Raw genomic sequence first — 15,650 nt, 5'->3', positions numbered from 1 at the left:
CACGGGAAAGGCCGCGAACACGCGGCCCCTCGGGAGTCGGAGGGCGCGGGCCGGGCCCGCGCCACCCTGCGGGTTCGCTCGACTCAGTCTTCCAGCAGCTCTTCGGCGGTCGCCAGGACGTTCTCGACGGTGAAGCCGAAATGCTCGAACAGCGCGCCGGCCGGAGCCGATTCGCCGTAGCCGGTCATGCCGATCACGCGTCCCTCGAGGCCGACGTACTTGTACCAGTAATCGGCATGGGCGGCTTCGATGGCGATCCGTGCGCCGACTTCCACCGGCAGCACCGACTGTTTGTAGCTGGCGTCCTGGGCGTCGAACACGCTGGTCGACGGCATCGACACCACGCGCACCTGGCGGCCCTGCTCGGTCAGCTTGTCGTAGGCGGCCATGGCCAGGCCGACTTCCGAGCCGGTGGCGATGAGGATCAGCTCCGGCTCGCCGACGCAGCCCTTGAGCACGTAGCCGCCGCGGGCGATGGCGCTTTCGGTCTCGTGGTCGCGCAGGTTATGCGGCAGGTTCTGCCGGGAGAAGATCAGCGCGCTCGGACCGTCCTTGCGCTCGATGGCGTGTTTCCAGGCCACCGCGGCTTCCACCGCGTCGGCCGGGCGCCAGGTGTCCAGGTTGGGCGTGGTGCGCAGACTGGTCAGTTGCTCGACCGGCTGGTGAGTCGGGCCGTCCTCGCCCAGGCCGATGGAGTCATGGGTGAACACGTAGAGCACGCGTTGCTTCATCAGCGCCGACATGCGCACCGCGTTGCGCGCGTACTCCATGAACATCAGGAAGGTCGCGCCGTAGGGGATCAGGCCGCCGTGCAGGGCGAGGCCGTTCATGATCGCGCTCATGCCGAACTCGCGCACGCCGTAGTACATGTAGTTGCCCGAGGCGTCTTCCTGCACCACCGGCTTGCAGCCCTTCCACAGGGTCAGGTTGGAGCCAGCCAGGTCGGCGGAACCGCCGAGCAGCTCTGGCAGCAGCGGGCCGAAGGCGTTCAGGCAGTTCTGGCTGGCCTTGCGGCTGGCGATGGTCTCGCCCTTGTCGGCCACCGCACGGATGAAGGCGGAGGCCTTCTCGGAGAAGTCCGCCGGCAATTCGCCGGCCATGCGCCGGACGAACTCGTTGGCCAGTTCCGGGTAGGCGGCGGAATAGGCGGCGAAGCGCTGGTTCCACTCGGCCTCGGCGGCGATGCCGGCTTCCTTGGCGCTCCACTCGGCATAGAGGTCGGCCGGCACCTCGAAGGGGGCATGGTTCCAGCCGAGGGCGGCGCGGGTCAGGGCGATCTCGTCGACCCCGAGGGCGGCGCCATGGCTTTCTTCCTTGCCCTGCTTGTTCGGCGAACCGAAGCCGATGATGGTCTTGCAGCAGATCAGCGTAGGTTGCTCGCTCTTGCGCGCGGTCTCGATGGCGGTCTTGATCTCTTCGGCGTCGTGCCCGTCGACGTTGCGGATCACCTGCCAGCCATAGGCCTCGAAACGCTTGGGCGTGTCGTCGGTGAACCAGCCGTGGACCTCGCCGTCGATGGAAATGCCGTTGTCGTCGTAGAAGGCGATCAGCTTGCCCAGGCCGAGGGTGCCGGCCAGGGAGCAGACTTCGTGGGAGATGCCCTCCATCATGCAGCCGTCGCCGAGGAACACGTAGGTGTGGTGGTCGACGATGGCGTGGCCGTCGCGGTTGAACTGGGCGGCCATGATCTTTTCCGCCAGGGCGAAGCCGACGGCGTTGGCGATGCCCTGCCCCAGCGGCCCGGTGGTGGTCTCTACGCCCGGCGCGTAGCCGAACTCCGGGTGGCCCGGGGTCTTGCTGTGCAGTTGGCGGAAATTCTTCAGGTCGTCGATGGACAGGTCGTAGCCGGTCAGGTGCAGCAGCGAGTAGATCAGCATCGAGCCGTGGCCGTTGGACAGCACGAAGCGGTCGCGGTCGGCCCAGTGCGGGTTGCCCGGGTTGTGCTTGAGGTAGTCGCGCCAGAGCACTTCGGCGATGTCCGCCATGCCCATGGGGGCACCCGGGTGGCCGCTGTTGGCTTTCTGCACGGCATCCATGCTCAGGGCACGAATGGCATTGGCACGCTCACGACGGCTGGGCATCGCTGATCTCCTGCAGGGGTATCGCTTGAAAAGGGCGGCTATTTTCGCCCAGCGCGACCGGCCCCCGCAATGACCGGATTCCCATCGGCGGTTCTGCAACCGGCCGCGCCCCCGTCCGGACGGCCGGAGACCGCCCCTGTGGGCCCGCTTCGCCGTCTCAGTTGGCGCCCGCCAGGCAAGGTGCCTGGAACAGTTCGCCATGCCAGATGCCGCCCAAGGTTCGCCGCAGGACCAGCAGCCAGACGGCCGCCAGCAGCAGCCCGAGCCCGCTGCCGAGCCAGGCGAAGGCGTCCAGCCCAGTGAGCCGGTGCAGTTCGAAGGTGGCCAGGGCGAAGACCCCGAGCGGAAAGGTGAAGCCCCACCAGCCGAGGTTGAACGCCATGCGCTGGCGCATGTAGCGATGGGTGAACAGCATGGCCATCACCAGCCACCAGAGCCCCGCGCCCCACAACGCCAGCCCGCCGACCAGACCGAACCCCCGCGCCAGCTCGGCCGCCGCCTGCAGGGAGGTGCCGGCGAACGCGAGGGGCGCATCGCGGCCCAGGGTCAGCAACCCCAGGCAACCGGTGGCGAGGGGCCCCAGGGGCAGCCAACTGGTGGCGGCGAAATCGGTATCCGGCAATTTGTGCAGGGCCAGCCGCAGCAGCACCAGCGTCACCAGGGAAAACGCCAGGCTGAGGGACATGCCCCACATCAGGTAGCCCATCACCAGCATCCGCCGCGCCGCGGCCGGCTCCAGGTGCGGCACCAGCAGGCCGGCGCTGGCCGCCGCCACTTCCGGGGCGACGATCGGCAGCAGCCAGACGGCGGTGAGCTTCTCCAGGGCGTGGTCCTGGCGCGTGAACATCAGGTAGGGCACCAGCATCGCCGAGCCGATCGCCAGGCACGCGTCGAACCACCAGAGGTGCTGGGCCAGCGCGTAAACCCCCGCGCCGCCACGCGGACCGCCGAACAGCACCAGGCCGTTGATCAGGGTGGCCAGGCCCATGGGGATCGCGCCGAGGAACATCGACTGCACCGGATGCAGCAGCATCGGCGCCAGGGTCTCGCGGAACACCAGCAGGCGGGCGAGGAAGAGCAGTGCGAAACAGGCAAACAGGCCCAGGTTGAACAGCCACAATCCTTCCGCCAGATAGCCCTGCCCCGGGAAGCGCCAGGGCAGGCCGGCCACCACCAGGGCGAAGACCCCGGTGCCCATGGTCATGGCGAACCAGTTGGGCGTGAAGTGGCGGACGAAGGCCCAAGGCTCGGGCATACGCGTGAAGGGGCGAGGCATGGCGACTCCGGTCGGGTGGACCCGTGCAGACTCAAGGGGTGGCCAGTCTGGAGATCGCCATTCCATAATGAAAATACATGTTAAGCATCCAGTGGATACCTTTTTATTATGAACATGCACCACCTGAAGGTATTCCTCGCCGTCGCCGAAGCGGGCGGCATCAGCGCCGGCGCGGCGCGCCTGCATATCAGCCAGCCGGCGGTGACCCGGGAAATCCGCGAGCTGGAAGCCAGCACCGGGCTGGCCCTGTTCGACCGCCAGCCACGCGGCGTCGCCCTGACCGAAGGCGGGCGGCGCCTGCTCCACTACGCGCAACGCATCTTCGCCCTGGAACAGGCGGCGGAACGCGAACTGCGCGATTTCGCCAGCCTGGTCAGCGGCGAACTGCGACTCGGTGCCAGCGCCACCCTCGGCGCCTATGTATTGCCGGCGCTGATCGAGCGCTTCCATGCGCACCACCCGGAGGTGCAGGTGGACCTGCAAGTCAGCAACACCCGCAAGGTCTCGGCGCTGCTGGACGACGCCAGCATCGGCCTGGGTTTCGTCGAGGGTCCTTTCGAACGCAGCCTCTACGCCCACCGGCTGATCGCCCGGGACGCGCTGCTGCCGGTGGTCGGCCCGGCCCATCCGCTGGCGTCGCGGGCATCCCTGCGCGCCGAGGACCTGGCCGGGCATGCCTTGTATCTGCGGGAGGAAGGATCGGGCGCGCGCGCCAGCGTCGAGCAGGCCTATCGGGAGCACGGGCTGGCCCTGGAGCCGCAGATGTCCATCGGCAGCACCGAGGCCCTGAAACGCCTGATCGCCGAGGGACGCGGCATCGCCTGGCTGTCCGAGCGGGTGGTGGTCGACGAACTGGCCAGCGGCAAGCTGTGTCGCCTGGCGCCGGGCGATCTGCGCATCGAGCGCGACCTGCACGTGTTGTGGCGTGGCGCCGACAGCCTGAGCCCGGCGCCGGCGGCCTTCCTCGCCATGGTCCTGGAACAGGTGGAACCCTCGAGCGGCAATATCAAAACTTTTTGATACAGCCATTGCTGTATGAAAAATCGCCGACTAGACTCCGCTTCCCATGAGCCTGCGCGTTCCCCAGCTCCGATTCGAGCCCAGCGACGACCTCGCCGCCCTCTGCAAGGCCGGTGGCGACCCGCTGCGCCTGAACGTGCTGCGCGCCCTGGCCAACGATTCGTTCGGCGTGCTGGAGCTAGCGCAGATCTTCGCCATCGGCCAGTCCGGCATCAGCCACCACCTGAAGGTGCTCGCCCAGGCCGGACTGGTGGCCAGCCGGCGCGAAGGCAATGCGATTTTCTACCGCCGCGCCCTACCCGCCAGCGAACGCCCGGGCGGCGCCCTGCACACCGCCCTGCTGATGGAAGTGGACGGCCTGCACCTGCCGTCGGCGGTACGCGAACGGGTCGCCGCGGTGCACCGGCAACGGGCCGCGGCCAGCAGCGATTTCTTCGCGCGGATCGCCGACAGTTTCCAGGCGCGGCAGGACCTGATCGCAGGACTGCCGCAATACCGCGACAGCGTGCTGGCGCTGCTCGACGCCCTGCCCCGTCCGCCGGGCGCCACGGCGCTGGAGGTCGGTCCCGGCGACGGCGGCTTCCTGCCCGACCTGGCACGACGCTTCAGCCGGGTGGTGGCCGAGGACAACAGCCCGGCGATGCTCGAACTGGCGCGCATGCGCTGCGGCGCCGATGCGCTGGACAATGTCGACCTGGTCCTCGCCGACGCCCTCGACGCGACGCGAACCCCGGCCGATTGCGTGGTACTGAACATGGTGCTGCATCATTTCGCCGTGCCGGCGGAAGCCCTGCGGCACCTGGCGCGCCGGGTGCGGCCCGGCGGCAGCCTGTTGATCACCGAGTTGTGCCGCCACGACCAGAGTTGGGCCAGGGAGGCCTGCGGCGATCTCTGGCTCGGCTTCGAACAGGAGGAACTGGCCCATTGGGCCGCCGCCGCGGGGCTCACGCCCGGCGAAAGCCTCTACATTGGCTTACGAAACGGCTTTCAGATTCAGGTACGGCACTTTGCCAAGCCGGATGCGAAGCAAACCCAGGTATGAATAGGATCCTGAAATGAGCGAATACTCCCTGTTTACCTCCGAGTCCGTGTCCGAAGGCCATCCGGACAAGATCGCCGACCAGATCTCCGATGCCGTGCTCGACGCCATCATCGCCCAGGACAAGCACGCCCGCGTGGCGTGCGAGACCCTGGTGAAGACCGGCGTGGCCATCGTCGCCGGCGAAGTCACCACCTCGGCCTGGGTCGACCTCGAAGAGCTGGTGCGCAAGGTCATCCTCGACATCGGCTACAACAGCTCCGAGGTCGGTTTCGACGGCGCCACCTGCGGCATCGTCAACATCATCGGCAAGCAGTCGGTGGATATCGCCCAGGGCGTCGACCGCTCACGCCCGGAAGACCAGGGCGCCGGCGACCAGGGCCTGATGTTCGGCTACGCCAGCAACGAGACCGACGTGCTGATGCCGGCACCGATCCGCTTCTCCCACGCCCTGGTCGAGCGCCAGGCCGAAGCGCGCAAATCCGGCCTGCTGCCCTGGCTGCGCCCGGACGCGAAATCCCAGGTCACCTGCCGCTACGAGAACGGCCAGGTGGTCGGCATCGACGCCATCGTGCTGTCCACCCAGCACAACCCGGACGTGAAGTACGCCGACCTGCGCGAAGGCGTGATGGAGTTGATCGTCAAGCACGTGATCCCCGCCGAGCTGCTGCACAAGGACACCCAGTTCCACATCAACCCGACCGGCAACTTCATCATCGGCGGCCCGGTCGGCGACTGCGGCCTGACCGGGCGCAAGATCATCGTCGACTCCTACGGCGGCATGGCCCGCCACGGCGGCGGCGCCTTCTCCGGCAAGGACCCGTCCAAGGTCGATCGCTCGGCCGCCTACGCCGGCCGCTACGTGGCGAAGAACATCGTCGCCGCCGGCCTCGCCGAGCGCTGCGAAATCCAGGTGTCCTACGCCATCGGCGTGGCCCTGCCGACCTCCATCTCGATCAACACCTTCGGCACCGGCAAGATCGGCGACGACAAGATCGTCGCGCTGGTGCGCGAACACTTCGACCTGCGTCCTTACGCGATCACCAAGATGCTCGACCTGCTGCACCCGATGTACCAGGCTACCGCCGCCTACGGCCACTTCGGCCGCACGCCGGAGCGGGTCACCGTCGGCGACGACAGCTTCACCACTTTCACCTGGGAAAAGACCGACAAGGCCGACGCCCTGCGGGCCGCCGCCGGGCTCTGAGCCTCCGGCGCGCCACCCGAGCCCCGCTTCGGCGGGGCTTTTTCATGGCCGGCTTTTTCAACCGAAGGCCTCGACGAGCGCGCTCGCGGCTGACGTCGCGGGGCACAGGCTAGGGCCGGGCGGGCTGATCGATACGCTGTCGCTGTGACGGCCGGCCCCTCCAGCGGTCGGCGTAAGTGCGACCGCCGACCGCTGGAGGATAAGCGCCTGTGCCAGCACCCACAGGCCAGGGAGGGTCGACGACTCGGCATCCTTGGCTAGACTGCGGCTTTCACCTCCGAGCAAGGATGCTCCCGATGAACCGCTGGATCGCGTTGGTGCTGTGCGGCCTCCCCTGCCTTCCCCTGCATGCCGCGCCGGACTGCCCCGACTGGACCGCCGCGCGCGCCGCCGAAGAACTGCAGGCCCTGGACCGGCGGCTGGCCGAGTGGGACGACGCCTATTACCGCCAGGGCGTCTCGACGGTCGACGACGCCCTCTACGACCAGGCCCGCACCCGACGCGACGGCTGGAGCGCCTGCTTCCCCGAGCAGGCCTCGCCGGCCCCCGCCCCCTTGCGCACGGCGGCCGGCGAGCGCCGCCACCCGGTGGCGCAGACCGGCCTGGCCAAGCTCAAGGACATCGCGGCGGTCCACCAGTGGATGGCCCGCCGCGACGACCTGTGGATCCAGCCCAAGGTGGACGGCGTGGCGGTCACCCTGGTCTACCGCGACGGCAAGCTCGAGACGGCCATCAGCCGCGGCGACGGCACCAGTGGCCAGGACTGGACGGCCAAGGCAGGGCACATCCCGGCCATCCCGGCGCAACTGGCGGAGGGGTCCGGCGAACTGATCCTGCAAGGAGAGCTGTACTGGCGCCTGCCGGAGCACGTCCAGGCCCGGGCCGGCGGCGCCAACGCTCGGGCCCAGGTGGCGGGCGCCCTGGCACGGCAGGACCAACCCGCCGCCAGCCTGGCGAACATCGGCCTGTTCGTCTGGGACTGGCCGAACGGCCCGGAGCGGATGCAAGAACGGCTTGCCGGGCTGGAACGCCTCGGCTTCGCCGACAGCGCGCACCTGACCCTGCCGCTGCGAACGGCGCAAGAGGCGGCCCAATGGCGCGAGCGCTGGTACCGCGAACCACTGCCCTTCGCCCGCGACGGCGTGGTGATCCGCCAGGGTCAGCGCCCCCCGGCGGAACGCTGGCGCGCCGAGCCGCCGGCCTGGGCGGTGGCCTGGAAGTATCCTGCGGCCCGCGCCCTGGCCGAGGTCCGCTCGGTGGCCTTCCAAATCGGCCGCAGCGGCCGCATCACGCCGGTCGTCAATCTGTTCCCGGTGGACCTGGACGGACGCCGCGTGCGCCGGGTCAGCGCCGGCTCGCTGTCGCGCTGGCAGACACTGGACATCCGCCCGGGCGATTACATCGAAGTGAGCTTCGCCGGCCAGACCATCCCGCACCTGGACGGCGTGGCCTGGCACGCCCGCGAGCGCCCGGCGCTGGACATGCCCGATCCGGCGGCTTACGACTTCCTTACCTGCTGGCGCCCGACGCCCGGTTGCGCCAGCCAGTTCCAGGCGCGCCTGGAGTGGCTCGGCGGGGCCAAGGGCTTGCGCCTGGAGGGGTTGGGACCGGGGACCTGGGTCGCCCTGCGCGAGGCCGGCAAGCTGGACGGCCTGCTCGACTGGCTGGCCCTGGACGCCCAGGCCCTGGCCCGCCTGCCGGGCTTCGCCGAACGCCGCGCGGCGCGGGTGGAGCGCGCCTTCGCCAGCGCCCGCGAGCGACCATTCGGGCAATGGTTGCGTGCCCTGGGCATGCCGCCCGCCGGAGCCGCGCCGCTGGCGGGCGACTGGCGTACGCTGGCCGCGCGCGACGAAAGCGCCTGGCGCCAGCTCGACGGCGTAGGGGCCACGCGCGCGCGACGCCTGGCCGCGTTCTTCCGACACCCGGAGGTCCTGGCGCTACGGGAGCGGCTGCGCCAGGCGGGGATCGAAGGCTTTCAGTAGGCGCGGAATTCCTTGTGGCAGGCCTCGCAACTGTCCTCGACCCGCTTCACCAGCGGTTCCACGGCGTTCGGTTCGAGGGGGCGGGCAGCGCTGGCTTCGGCCAGTCGCCGGGTGTGCGCCTGCAAGTCGTCGGCCAGGGCCTGGAAGCGCGCCTGGCGTTGCCAGACGTCGTCGCGGGCGCTGCTCTTGTCTTCCTTGGCCTGGGGGAAATGCTGCCAGGGCTGGGCCGACAGTTGGTCCAGCTTGAGGGCGTCGGCGCTGAAGCGCTGTTCGTCGAACTTCAACCGCCCGCGCAGCATGCCGCCGAGGTCTTCGCTGGTGTGCAGCATGTCCTTGAAGATGGCCTTGCGCTTGCCCAAGGGCGAATTGGGGTCGACGCCGCCGCAGGCGGACAGTGCCAGCACGGCCAGGAGCGGCAGGATGATTCTGGTTTTCATGGGCTAGGAGTCACGGTGATACAAGGCGGCGCCAGTATCCGCAGATGCCCGGGAAATACCAAGCAGGGCGACGCTTTGTCGCAGCGTCCGTACCGCGCGGTACCGCGCCCCACGGACGGCACCGCCGGAAAGCCGTCAGGGCGTGGACCACTGGCCGCCGCCGTTCTCGCAGTCGACCCGGGCCTGCCCCTTGTCCTGGACCTGGTAGTAATGGGTCACCAGGGTGGCGCCCTCGGGAATCTGCGGCGCGGTGGTGGGCTCGCCCTTGCGGCCCGACGACGCCTGGTTGCCGAGGGCCTCCTGGGTCAGCGCCGCGGTGCAGGAGCCGAAATAACCGGTCGGGCAACTGCCGCGCTTTTCCTTGTGGGTCTTCTGCACGTCCTTGGTGCTGTTGTTGCACGACCAGTCCAGGGAACCGGCGTCCATGCCCTGGTGCTCATAACAGAGCTGGGTATGCGCCCCGCTCGGCCCGGCCATGGCCGGCTCGGTGGTGACATAACAGGATTCGGCGAAAGCCGGCAGGCTGCCGGCCCCCATCAGGACGAATGCAGCGCTGCGCAATAGGCTGGACATGGTCGGTATCTCCCGCATTCCGTGCTCGCCGCCGGAAGGCGGCCTCGAAGCTGTGACCCCGGCCTTTCTCCAAGAGTTCGCCGACCGCGACCCACGGTTGCCGCGGCCTGGAGCCGATTCCGCGGGGGCTCGCCTCAGTCGCTGCGCTCGTCCTGCAGGTAGTCCTTCTCGGTCTTGCCATGGGCCGCGGGACGGCCGTTCTCGTCGAGGTTGACGAAGACGATCCGTTCGATGGTGAGGATGCTCTTGCGGGTGATCTTGTTGCGCACCTCGCAGCTCAGGGTCAGCGAGGTGCGCCCGAAGGCGGTGACGGCCAGCCCCATTTCGATGATGTCGCTCTGGTGGGCGGTGCTGACGAAATTGATCTCGGACATGAACTTGGTCACCACCCGCTGGTTGCCGAGCTGGACGATGGCGTAGATCGCCGCCTCCTCGTCTATCCATCTCAGCAGGCTGCCGCCGAACAGGCTGCCGTTGGGGTTGAGGTCTTCGGGCTTCACCCATTTGCGCGTATGGAAGTTCATGGAAGGTCTCGGCAGGGAAGAGGCGGCAGCATGCCAGTTACGCGCGAAGGGCGCCGCCGGTTTCCGGCGGATCCGGACGGCCTGCCTCGACAGAACGCTTGGGCTCGCCGCCCGACCTGGCTATAATCCACGGGTTTCACGGCGGCCAGCCTTGGCCGCTCCGCCACCCATCCGAGGGGCGCTGCAGCAGGCCGTTTGCCTGTCAGGCTCGGAGGGAGCGTCTCCACAGCGGCCATCCCCCGGCCCTGTAAACGCATCAACGGCGCCCATTCGCAGACAACGAATGGAGAACTCATTTCATGAGCGCTGTAATGACGCCCGCCGGTTTCACCGACTACAAGGTCGCCGACATTTCCCTGGCCGCCTGGGGCCGCCGCGAAACCATCATCGCCGAGTCGGAAATGCCCGCGCTGATGGGCCTGCGCCGCAAGTACGCCGGCGAACAACCGCTCAAGGGCGCGAAGATCCTCGGCTGCATCCACATGACCATCCAGACCGCCGTGCTGATCGAGACCCTGATCGCCCTGGGCGCGGAAGTGCGCTGGTCGTCCTGCAACATCTTCTCCACCCAGGATCAGGCCGCCGCGGCGATCGCCGCCGCCGGCATCCCGGTATTCGCCTGGAAGGGCGAGACCGAGGAAGAATACGAATGGTGCATCGAGCAAACCATCCTCAAGGATGGCAAGCCGTGGGACGCCAACATGATCCTCGACGACGGCGGCGACCTGACCCAGATCCTCCACGACAAGTACCCGCACGTGCTGGAGAAGGTCCACGGCATCACCGAGGAGACCACCACCGGCGTGCACCGCTTGCTCGACATGCTCAAGGCCGGCACCCTGAAAGTCCCGGCGATCAACGTCAACGACTCGGTGACCAAGAGCAAGAACGACAACAAGTACGGCTGCCGCCACAGCCTCAACGACGCCATCAAGCGCGGCACCGACCACCTGCTCTCCGGCAAGCAGGCGCTGGTGATCGGCTACGGCGACGTGGGCAAGGGGTCCGCCGCGTCCCTGCGCCAGGAAGGCATGATCGTCAAGGTCTCGGAAATCGACCCGATCTGCGCCATGCAGGCCTGCATGGACGGTTATGAAGTGGTCTCGCCCTACAAGGACGGCCTCAACGACGGCAGCGAAGGCTGCGTCGACGCCGCGCTGCTGGGCAAGATCGACCTGATCGTCACCACCACCGGCAACGCCAACGTCTGCGACGCGCCGATGCTCAAGGCGCTGAAGAAGCGTGCGGTGGTCTGCAACATCGGCCACTTCGACAACGAGATCGACACCGCCTTCATGCGCAAGACCTGGGCCTGGGAAGAGGTCAAGCCGCAGGTGCACAAGATCCACCGCACCGGCAAGGACGGTTTCGATCCGCACAACGACGACTACCTGATCCTGCTGGCCGAGGGTCGCCTGGTGAACCTGGGCAATGCCACCGGCCACCCGAGCCGGATCATGGACGGTTCCTTCGCCAACCAGGTGCTGGCGCAGATCCACCTGTTCAACGAGAAGTTCGCCGACCTGCCGGTGGTGGAGAAGACCCAGAACGTCACCGTGATGGTCCTGCCGAAGAAACTGGACGAGGAAGTCGCGCTGGAAATGGTCAGGGGCTTCGGGGGCGTGGTGACTCGCCTGACCGACAAGCAGGCCGAATACATCGGCGTGAACCCCGAGGGCCCGTTCAAGCCGGACAGCTACCGCTACTGAGCCCGGCTGCACGCGCCAGGGTGGGCCGGCCGCAGGGCACGGCCCACCGCTACGACCACCCCAACGGGGCGGGTCGCCTCCGGGCCGGCCCGCCCGACGGAATTCGCGATGATTTCTTCCCGCCCCAACGTCAGCTTCGAATTCTTCCCCGCCAAGACCGAAGCCGGGCATGAAAAACTGTTGGCCCATGCACGTCGGCTGGCCAGCGAGCGTCCGGACTTCTTCTCCTGCACCTATGGCGCCGGCGGCTCGACCCGCGACCGCACCCTGAGCACCGTGCTGGAGCTGGACGGCGAGGTGAAGGTGCCGACCGCGCCGCACCTGTCCTGCGTCGGCGATACCAAGGCCGATCTGCGCACGCTGCTGGAGCGCTACAAGGCCGCCGGCATCCGGCGCATCGTCGCCCTGCGCGGCGACCTGCCGTCCGGGATGGGCATGGCCAGCGGCGAATTGCGCTACGCCAACGAACTGGTGGAGTTCATTCGCGCCGAGACCGGCGACCACTTCCACGTGGAAGTCGCCGCCTACCCCGAAGTGCACCCGCAGGCGCGGGACTTCGAGGCCGACCTGACGAACTTCGTGCGCAAGGCCAGGGCCGGTGCCGACAGCGCCATCACCCAGTATTTCTTCAGCGCCGACAGCTATTTCTATTTCGTCGAGCGCGTGCGCAAGCTGGGCGTGGACATCCCCATCGTGCCGGGCATCATGCCGATCACCAACTACAGCAAGCTGGCGCGCTTCTCCGACGCCTGCGGGACCGAAATCCCCCGCTGGGTGCGCAAGCAGCTGGAGGCCTATGCCGACGACATGGCCAGCATCCAGGCATTCGGCGAGCAGGTGGTCACCCAGTTGTGCGAACGGCTGTTGAAGGGCGGCGCCCCGGGGCTGCATTTCTATACGCTGAACCAGGCGGACCCCAGCCTGGCGATCTGCCGCAATCTCGGCCTGCAACGCTGAAGGCGGCAGCCCGGACGATGTCCGCTGCGCCCGCCCCCGAGGGACGGGTCGCAGCGATCGCGGCCACGCCGCCCGGAAGCCCATCGTCAAGAATGGATTCGCGGCCGTCATGGGTCGGTTTCACCGCAGGGCGGCCTGGCCGCCCTGCCCTTTTCCTGCGACTTGACAGGCATAACCGTTGAGCAGCAGGGTAGCTGCGCGATTATGCGGCTCTGTTATACTCGCCCTTCCCGCCAGGCTTACGCCCGGACGCTCGGCCCACAGTGGCCCAGCGAGACCGGACGGGATCGCGCCCTGCAGAGCTCTCCAACCCTGGATCTCTCGCCACCGGCGATTCGCGCCAGGCTGATTCCCATCGGGCCCAGCCCATACTAGACAGGATCGCTCATGTCCTTTGCTTCCCTCGGTCTCTCCGAGGCTTTGGCCCGCGCCGTCGAGGCCGCCGGCTACACTCAGCCCACTCCGGTGCAACAGCGGGCCATCCCCGCCGTGTTGCAAGGTCGCGATCTGATGGTCGCTGCCCAGACGGGCACAGGCAAGACCGGCGGCTTCGCCCTGCCGGTACTCGAAATCCTCTTCCCCGGTGGCCATCCGGACAAGTCGCAACGCCATGGCCCCCGCCAGCCCCGTGTGCTGGTGCTCACCCCGACTCGCGAACTGGCCGCCCAGGTCCACGAAAGCTTCAAGCTGTACGCCCGCGACCTGCCCCTGGTCAGCGCCTGCATCTTCGGTGGCGTCGGCATGAACCCGCAGGTCCAGGCCCTCTCCAAGGGCGTCGACGTCCTGGTGGCCTGCCCCGGCCGGCTGCTGGACCTGGCCAACCAGAAGGCCATCGACCTGTCCCACGTGGAAATCCTCGTGCTCGACGAAGCCGACCGGATGCTCGACATGGGCTTCATCCACGACGTGAAGAAGGTCCTGGCCAAGCTGCCGACCAAACGGCAGAACCTGCTGTTCTCGGCCACCTTCTCCAAAGACATCACCGACCTGGCGAACAAGCTGCTGCACGATCCCGAGCGCATCCAGGTCACCCCGCCGAACACCACGGTCGAGCGTATCGAACAACGGGTGTTCCGCCTCCAGGCGAGCCACAAGCGCGCCCTGCTGGCCCACCTGATCACCCAGGGTGCCTGGGAGCAGGTGCTGGTGTTCACCCGCACCAAGCACGGCGCCAACCGGCTCGCCGAGTACCTCGACAAGCACGGCCTGCCGGCCCAGGCGATCCACGGCAACAAGAGCCAGAACGCCCGGACCAAGGCCCTGGCGGACTTCAAGGCCAACGCCATCCGCATCCTCGTGGCCACCGACATCGCCGCCCGCGGCCTGGACATCGACCAGTTGCCTCACGTGGTCAACTTCGAGCTGCCCAACGTCGAGGAAGACTACGTGCACCGCATCGGCCGCACCGGTCGTGCCGGGCGTAGCGGCGAAGCGATTTCCCTGGTATCGCCGGACGAGGAAAAGCTGCTCAAGGGCATCGAGCGCCTGACCAAGCAGCGCATCCCCGACGGCGACCCGCAGGGTTTCGACGCCAGCAGCGTGGAAGCGGAGAAGCCGGAAGTGCGCGAACCGCGTCCTACGCGCCAGACCCGCGCGCCGCGCGCCGGGCAGGCCTCCGCCGAGCCGCGCAAGGGAAAAAACGAGGAGCGTCAGCCCGCGGGGAGCCGCCAGGCTCCCCGCAAAGGCAAGGCGCAAGCGGCCGCGTCGGCCGAACGGAAACCCAGCGAAGCGCGTGCGCCGAAGCCGGCTTCGGATCGTGATCCGGAAGAATTCCTCGATGACGATTACGACAACTTTGGCAACCGCGCCGACTACGTACCGGTGCAGCCGAAGCCTCAACCCCGCGGTCAACGCAGTCCGGCGCAAGCCGCTCCGGGCAAGGGCCGTCCAGGCGGCGGCGCGGGTGCCGCGGGCAAGCCTGCCGCACGCGGTGGCCAGCCCCGGGGGAACACCGGTGGACAAGGGCGTCGCGACGACAGCCGCCGCGATTCCGCGCGCAGCGATCGTCAGGAGCCCGCGGTGCAGGACAGCCGCACCAAGCCGCAGCCGAAGATCATCCACAAGGAATCGCGCGAGCGTTTTCCCACGTCGGAACAGCTGGATCAGTTGCAGAACAACAAGCCGCGCGGCGAGAAGCCGGCCTTGCTGACCCGCAACCGCTGAACGAACGGGGCGGCTTCGCGCCGCCCCGCTTCGGGTGAATGAAAAACGCCGGCCCCAGGGCCGGCGTTTTTCATTTCCGCAGGATGCTTACTGGCGTACGCCTTCCACGGAGATGATCAGCTCCAGCTCCTGGGAAGCCGGGCCCGGGCCCTTCATGCCGAAGTCTTCGAGCTTCAGCATGGTGTTGCCCTCGAAGCCGGCACGATAACCGCCCCACGGGTCCTTGCCCTCGCCGAGGAACTTGGCCTTGATCACCACCGGCTTGGTCACACCGTTCAGGGTCAGGTTGCCGGTGATGTCGGCGGTGCCCTTGCCGGTGGATTTCACCGAGGTGGACTCATAGGTGGCGGTCGGATTCTTCTCGACGTTGAGGTACTCGGCGCTGCGCAGGTGCTTGTCGCGCTCGGCATGGTTGGTGTCGAGGCTGGCGGTCTTCAGGGTCACCTTGACCTTGCTGGCTTCCGGCTTGTCGGCATCGAAGCTGAAGTCGCCGTCGAAGTCCTTGAAGGTCCCGTACAGCCAGCTGTAGCCCAGGTGGCTGATCTTGAAATTGACGAAGGCGTGCTGACCTTCCTTGTCGATGTGGTAGTCGGCGGCCATGGCCTGACCGGCGAACAGAGCGGCGCCCAGGGTCAGGCTGGCGAGGGTTTTCTTCAACATCGGTGGAGCTCCTTACGGGATG

13 protein-coding genes and 1 riboswitch are annotated in these 15,650 nt (G+C 67.9%); of the genes, 7 read left to right on the top strand and 6 right to left on the bottom strand.

What is annotated here, in order from left to right; genetic code table 11:
• Positions 1-83: 83 nt before the first annotated feature.
• Positions 84-2,081 (bottom strand): transketolase, encoded by a 1,998-nt coding sequence (gene tkt, locus OGL92_RS09585; protein WP_263143206.1) that lies wholly within the window; start codon positions 2,079-2,081, stop codon positions 84-86.
• Between the two features lie 157 nt (positions 2,082-2,238).
• On the bottom strand, positions 2,239-3,357 hold the full coding sequence (locus tag OGL92_RS09580; protein WP_263143205.1) for a TDT family transporter: 1,119 nt from the start codon (positions 3,355-3,357) through the stop codon (positions 2,239-2,241).
• Positions 3,358-3,465: 108 nt separating this feature from the next.
• Here OGL92_RS09580 and OGL92_RS09575 point away from each other — a divergent pair, with 108 nt between their 5' ends.
• The 4 genes from OGL92_RS09575 (at position 3,466) to ligB (ending at position 8,605) form a co-directional block, all read left to right on the top strand.
• Entirely contained in the window at positions 3,466-4,377 is a 912-nt protein-coding gene (locus OGL92_RS09575) for a LysR family transcriptional regulator (RefSeq protein WP_263143204.1), read from the top strand.
• A 46-nt stretch (positions 4,378-4,423) separates the two neighbouring features.
• Positions 4,424-5,419 carry a metalloregulator ArsR/SmtB family transcription factor gene (locus OGL92_RS09570; RefSeq protein ID WP_263143202.1) on the top strand — a complete coding sequence of 332 codons (996 nt, stop codon included), beginning with the start codon at positions 4,424-4,426 and terminating at the stop codon, positions 5,417-5,419.
• Between the two features lie 13 nt (positions 5,420-5,432).
• Positions 5,433-6,623: a methionine adenosyltransferase gene (gene metK / locus OGL92_RS09565; RefSeq protein ID WP_263143201.1), complete on the top strand. Its 1,191-nt coding sequence runs from the start codon at positions 5,433-5,435 to the stop codon at positions 6,621-6,623.
• Positions 6,624-6,919: 296 nt separating this feature from the next.
• Complete coding sequence (ligB, locus tag OGL92_RS09560) at positions 6,920-8,605, top strand: NAD-dependent DNA ligase LigB (RefSeq protein ID WP_263143199.1); 1,686 nt, start codon at positions 6,920-6,922, stop codon at positions 8,603-8,605.
• Here ligB and OGL92_RS09555 read toward each other — a convergent pair.
• The 3 genes from OGL92_RS09555 to OGL92_RS09545 all read right to left on the bottom strand — a co-directional run bounded on the left by OGL92_RS09555 (position 8,599) and on the right by OGL92_RS09545 (position 10,139).
• On the bottom strand, positions 8,599-9,042 hold the full coding sequence (locus OGL92_RS09555) for a cytochrome c (RefSeq protein WP_263143197.1): 444 nt from the start codon (positions 9,040-9,042) through the stop codon (positions 8,599-8,601). The two genes, ligB and OGL92_RS09555, sit on opposite strands and share 7 nt — an antisense overlap.
• Before the next feature lie 135 nt (positions 9,043-9,177).
• Positions 9,178-9,615: a hypothetical protein gene (locus OGL92_RS09550; RefSeq protein ID WP_263143196.1), complete on the bottom strand. Its 438-nt coding sequence runs from the start codon at positions 9,613-9,615 to the stop codon at positions 9,178-9,180.
• 134 nt (positions 9,616-9,749) lie between these two features.
• The gene (locus tag OGL92_RS09545; protein ID WP_263143194.1) at positions 9,750-10,139 is read right to left on the bottom strand and encodes a hotdog domain-containing protein; all 390 of its coding nucleotides are present in this window, start codon (positions 10,137-10,139) and stop codon (positions 9,750-9,752) included.
• Between the two features lie 167 nt (positions 10,140-10,306).
• Positions 10,307-10,414, top strand: a riboswitch (S-adenosyl-L-homocysteine riboswitch).
• A gap of 24 nt (positions 10,415-10,438) precedes the next feature.
• Here OGL92_RS09545 and ahcY point away from each other — a divergent pair.
• The 3 genes from ahcY (at position 10,439) to OGL92_RS09530 (ending at position 14,968) form a co-directional block, all read left to right on the top strand.
• Positions 10,439-11,848 (top strand): adenosylhomocysteinase, encoded by a 1,410-nt coding sequence (ahcY, locus tag OGL92_RS09540; RefSeq protein ID WP_263143193.1) that lies wholly within the window; start codon positions 10,439-10,441, stop codon positions 11,846-11,848.
• 108 nt (positions 11,849-11,956) lie between these two features.
• On the top strand, positions 11,957-12,805 hold the full coding sequence (metF, locus tag OGL92_RS09535; protein WP_263143192.1) for a methylenetetrahydrofolate reductase [NAD(P)H]: 849 nt from the start codon (positions 11,957-11,959) through the stop codon (positions 12,803-12,805).
• 387 nt (positions 12,806-13,192) lie between these two features.
• A complete protein-coding gene (locus tag OGL92_RS09530; RefSeq protein ID WP_263143191.1) occupies positions 13,193-14,968 on the top strand; it encodes a DEAD/DEAH box helicase in 1,776 nt (591 codons plus the stop codon).
• A gap of 87 nt (positions 14,969-15,055) precedes the next feature.
• Here OGL92_RS09530 and OGL92_RS09525 read toward each other — a convergent pair whose 3' ends face one another.
• Positions 15,056-15,628: a YceI family protein gene (locus OGL92_RS09525; protein WP_263143189.1), complete on the bottom strand. Its 573-nt coding sequence runs from the start codon at positions 15,626-15,628 to the stop codon at positions 15,056-15,058.
• Positions 15,629-15,650: the final 22 nt, after the last annotated feature.

This window comes from Pseudomonas sp. RIT-PI-AD (genome assembly GCF_025642785.1).
Classification (GTDB): Bacteria; Pseudomonadota; Gammaproteobacteria; order Pseudomonadales; family Pseudomonadaceae; genus Pseudomonas_T.
This window is presented reverse-complemented; position numbering and strand designations above follow the sequence as displayed.